Origin of the sequence: Nocardia asiatica NBRC 100129 (assembly GCF_000308415.1) — a bacterium.
GTDB classification, from domain to species: Bacteria; Actinomycetota; Actinomycetes; order Mycobacteriales; family Mycobacteriaceae; genus Nocardia; species Nocardia asiatica.
Window position 1 is genome coordinate 1 of the sequence record NZ_BAFS01000060.1, and the last position, 4,254, is coordinate 4,254.

Genomic DNA, 4,254 nt, shown 5'->3' on the forward strand with positions numbered 1-4,254 from the left:
AACCCTCGAAACAGCACACGGCAATCGAGGGAAGGAAAGGATTTCCGTGACAGATACGGACCTGCTCGCGACACCCGGCGTGGAATCGAACCCGACGGGCGACCGCGAAAGTGAATCCGGACAGATTTCGAAGATGAGCGAAAACACCGACGTCGCACGATCGGGGCTGACTGGAATGTTGTTGCCGCAGTTGCGCGCGCTGGCGGGGGAGCTCGGTATCCGAGGCACCTCCGGAATGCGCAAGGGCGATTTGATCGCCGCCATCAAGGAAAATCAGGCCGCCGGAAAGTCGGCGAAGGCGGAAAAGCCCGCCAAGGGTGAGGCCAAGTCCGCGGCAACCGCCAAGGCCGATGCCCCCGCGAAGAGCGCCGCTCCCGCCGAGCCTGCGCCCGCCAAGGCCGAGCAGGCGACCCTCGACGTGACGCCGACGGCTTCGGCCGCGTCCACCGAGGCTCCCGCCCCGGCGAAGGCGGCTCCCGCCGATTCCGCGCTCGCCGCCGCGCACGCGGCCGAGGCGGCGTCCACCGCGACCGAGACCACCGAGGAGTCCGGCCGCGAGAGCGGCCAGCGTGGCCGTGGCCGGCAGCGCCGTGGCCGTGATCAGGCGCGATCCGCGTCCACCGAGACCACGCCCGCCGAAACGCGGGCCGAGGAACCGAAGCAGGACAGCGAACAGGGCGGCGAGCGCCGCCGCGAGCGTGGTCAGGGCGAGCGGCAGAGCGAGCGTGGTCAGGGCGAGCGGCAGAGCGAGCGTGGTCAGGGCGAGCGGCAGAGCGAGCGTGGTCAGGGCGACCGCGGTCAGGGCGAGCGCGGACAGAGCCAGAACGGCAGCGCGGGCGGCCGCGGCGGCGACGACGAGGAAGGCGGTCGCGGACGGCGCGGGCGCCGCTTCCGGGAGCGTCGTCGTGGGCGCGACCGCGATGGCGGCGGCGGCAGCGGTGAGGCCCGCGAGCTGGAGATCCGCGAGGACGACGTCCTGCAGCCGGTCGCCGGCATCCTCGACGTGCTGGACAACTACGCCTTCGTCCGCACCTCGGGATACCTGGCCGGGCCGAACGACGTCTACGTGTCGATGAACCTGGTCCGCAAGAACGGCCTGCGCCGCGGCGACGCGATCACCGGCGCGGTGCGCGCCCCGCGCGACGGTGAACAGGCCAACCAGCGCCAGAAGTTCGATCCGCTGGTGCGGCTGGACACGGTGAACGGCGGCGAGGTCGAGGCGGCCAAGCGCCGTCCCGAGTTCGGCAAGCTCACCCCGCTGTACCCGAACCAGCGCCTGCGGCTGGAGACCCAGCCGAACAAGCTGACCACCCGCGTGATCGACCTGATCATGCCGATCGGCAAGGGCCAGCGCGCCCTGATCGTGTCGCCGCCGAAGGCCGGTAAGACCACGATCCTGCAGGACATCGCGAACGCGATCGCGACCAACAACCCCGAGGTCTACCTCATGGTGGTGCTGGTCGACGAGCGTCCCGAAGAGGTCACCGACATGCAGCGTTCGGTGCGCGGCGAAGTGATCTCCTCGACCTTCGACCGTCCGCCGTCGGACCACACCTCGGTCGCCGAACTCGCCATCGAGCGCGCCAAGCGCCTGGTGGAAATGGGTAAGGACGTCGTGGTGCTGCTCGACTCGATCACCCGGCTCGGCCGCGCGTACAACAACTCCTCGCCCGCCTCGGGCCGAATCCTCTCCGGTGGTGTGGACAGCACCGCGCTGTACCCGCCCAAGCGATTCCTCGGCGCGGCGCGCAACATCGAGAACGGCGGCTCGCTGACGATCATCGCCACCGCCATGGTGGAGACCGGTTCGACCGGTGACACGGTGATCTTCGAGGAGTTCAAGGGCACCGGTAACGCCGAGCTCAAGCTGGACCGCAAGATCGCGGAGCGGCGCGTGTTCCCCGCGGTGGACGTCAACCCGTCCGGTACCCGCAAGGACGAGCTACTGCTGAGCCCCGACGAGGCGGCGGTACTGCACAAGCTGCGCCGCGTACTGTCCGGCCTGGACTCGCACCAGGCGATCGATCTGCTGATCGACCGTCTGAAGAAGTCCAAGAACAACCTCGAGTTCTTGATGCAGGTGAGCAAGACCGCGCCGGGCGCGCTCGACGAATAGGGCTGCCCGCCTCGCCGAGTATTCAGGCCGTACAGGTTTGGTGCCGCGAGAGTAGCGCTCAGGGCCTGCGGTCGGTGCCTCGCCGGATTCTGGGCGTGCCCGACGAGTTACCCATGTGCTCGCGAAATCAGTTGTCGTCTTGACAACGGCCGAGAGGGTCCCGCTGCTGCGGGACCCTCTCGGCGTTTGTGGGGCGAAGAAGGCCAGGCCGATTGTGGCCGCGCCACTGATCAGGAGACCGAGTATCAGCGCGCAGGGTCCGTCGGCGGGAGCGGTGGAATCCGGAGTCTGGATGTACACGGCGTTCGCCGGGGCCGGATAGTGCTTGTTTTCGGGGAGTGCGGACAAACCGACGGCGACCGAGAGAGTGAGTAGAACGAAAATCGCGGACGCGATTCGGATGTTCACGAGGTCTCCTTCCTGTCTCGGCACGCCGATGTGCACCCAGGTACGCAACTCTATGAACGGATCTGTTCGCATTCGTGAGTAGCGGACTACCCGACTTCAGCGTCCCCGAGGCGGCCGCGATTCGCGTGCCCGCACTTCCATGGGCGCGAACCATGGGGGAGTACCTAGGGCGGGAACAAACCACCCGCCGGGGGCGTTTTGGGAGCGTAACGGCAGTTCTGGCATACTTAACGATCGTTGCGTCTGCTCAGGTGAGCAGAGCTCCCGCCTAGTCGGTTCCGGTTCACGCTTCGCGCCAAATCCACGCGGGCGACCCGGCGACCAAAATCGAGAGGACATCCATGAAGGCAGGAATTCACCCGGCGTATGTCGACACCACGGTCGTGTGTGGTTGCGGCAACACCTTCCAGACTCGCAGCACCAAGGAGTCGGGACACATCACCGTCGAGGTCTGCTCGCAGTGCCACCCCTTCTACACCGGCAAGCAGAAGATTCTCGACACCGGTGGTCGCGTGGCCCGCTTCGAGGCTCGCTACGGCAAGCGTGCCGGCAAGAAGGCCGACGCCAAGTAGCTTCCCCGCCGACGCCCGGTCCTGCTGCGCAGGCCGGGCGTCGGTGTTTTGTCTGGACAGCTACCAGGAGAAGGAAGCACTGTGACGCAACCGTCCGCCATCGACGACATTCTGGCCGAGTACGCCGGCCTGGAGACGCAGCTGGCCGATCCGTCGCTGCACAACGATGCGGGCGCCGCGCGCCGGGTCGGCAAGCGGTTCGCCGAGCTGGCCCCGGTCATGGCGACCTACCGCAAGCTGGAGACGGCGCGCGGCGATCTGTCCGCCGCCCGGGAACTCGCCGCCGACGACGCCGCGTTCGCCGCGGAGATCCCGGATCTGGAGCAGCAGGTCGAGGAATTGGAACAGGCCCTCGCCGACCTGCTGGCCCCGCGCGACCCGCACGACGGCGACGACGTGGTGCTCGAGGTGAAGTCCGGCGAGGGCGGCGAGGAGTCCGCGCTGTTCGCCGCGGACTTGGCCCGCATGTACCTGCGGTACGCGGAGCGGCACGGCTGGAAGGTCGAGATCCTCGACGTCAACCTGTCCGACCTCGGCGGCTACAAAGAGGCGACGCTGTCGATCAAGAGTCGCGACGCGGCGCGCGACGGCGTGTGGTCACGCTTCAAGTTCGAGGGCGGTGTGCACCGCGTGCAACGCGTCCCGGTGACCGAGTCGCAGGGCCGCATCCACACCTCGGCGGCAGGCGTGTTGATCTATCCGGAGCCCGACGAGATCGAAGAGGTGCAGATCGACGAGTCGGATCTGCGCATCGACGTCTACCGCTCCTCCGGCAAGGGCGGCCAGGGCGTCAACACCACCGACTCCGCGGTGCGCATCACCCATCTGCCCTCCGGCATCGTGGTCACCTGCCAGAACGAGCGATCGCAGCTGCAGAACAAAGCGCGCGCGATGCAGGTGCTCGCGGCGCGGTTGCAGGCGCTGGCCGAGGAGCAGGCTGATCAGGAGGCGGCGGCGGGCCGGGCCAGCCAGATCCGCACCGTGGACCGCTCCGAGCGGATCCGCACCTACAACTTCCCGGAGAACCGGATCACCGATCATCGCATCGGTTTCAAGGCGCACAACCTCGACTCCGTGCTCGACGGCGATCTCGACGCGCTGCTGGACGCGCTGGGGAAGGCGGATCGCGAAGCGCGTATGGCCGCGGAGTGACGGTCT

The 4,254-nt window shown here is 67.9% G+C and carries 3 protein-coding genes; all 3 read left to right on the forward strand.

The window, feature by feature from the left end:
- Positions 1-46: 46 nt before the first annotated feature.
- The 3 genes from rho to prfA all read left to right on the forward strand — a co-directional run bounded on the left by rho (position 47) and on the right by prfA (position 4,248).
- Positions 47-2,116, forward strand: coding sequence for a transcription termination factor Rho (gene rho / locus ON27_RS06280; protein WP_043720826.1), 2,070 nt, complete (start codon positions 47-49; stop codon positions 2,114-2,116).
- Positions 2,117-2,865: 749 nt separating this feature from the next.
- A complete protein-coding gene (gene rpmE / locus ON27_RS06285) occupies positions 2,866-3,096 on the forward strand; it encodes a 50S ribosomal protein L31 (protein WP_011207583.1) in 231 nt (76 codons plus the stop codon).
- An 81-nt stretch (positions 3,097-3,177) separates the two neighbouring features.
- Complete coding sequence (gene prfA, locus ON27_RS06290; RefSeq protein ID WP_043720827.1) at positions 3,178-4,248, forward strand: peptide chain release factor 1; 1,071 nt, start codon at positions 3,178-3,180, stop codon at positions 4,246-4,248.
- The last annotated feature ends 6 nt before the right edge of the window (positions 4,249-4,254 follow it).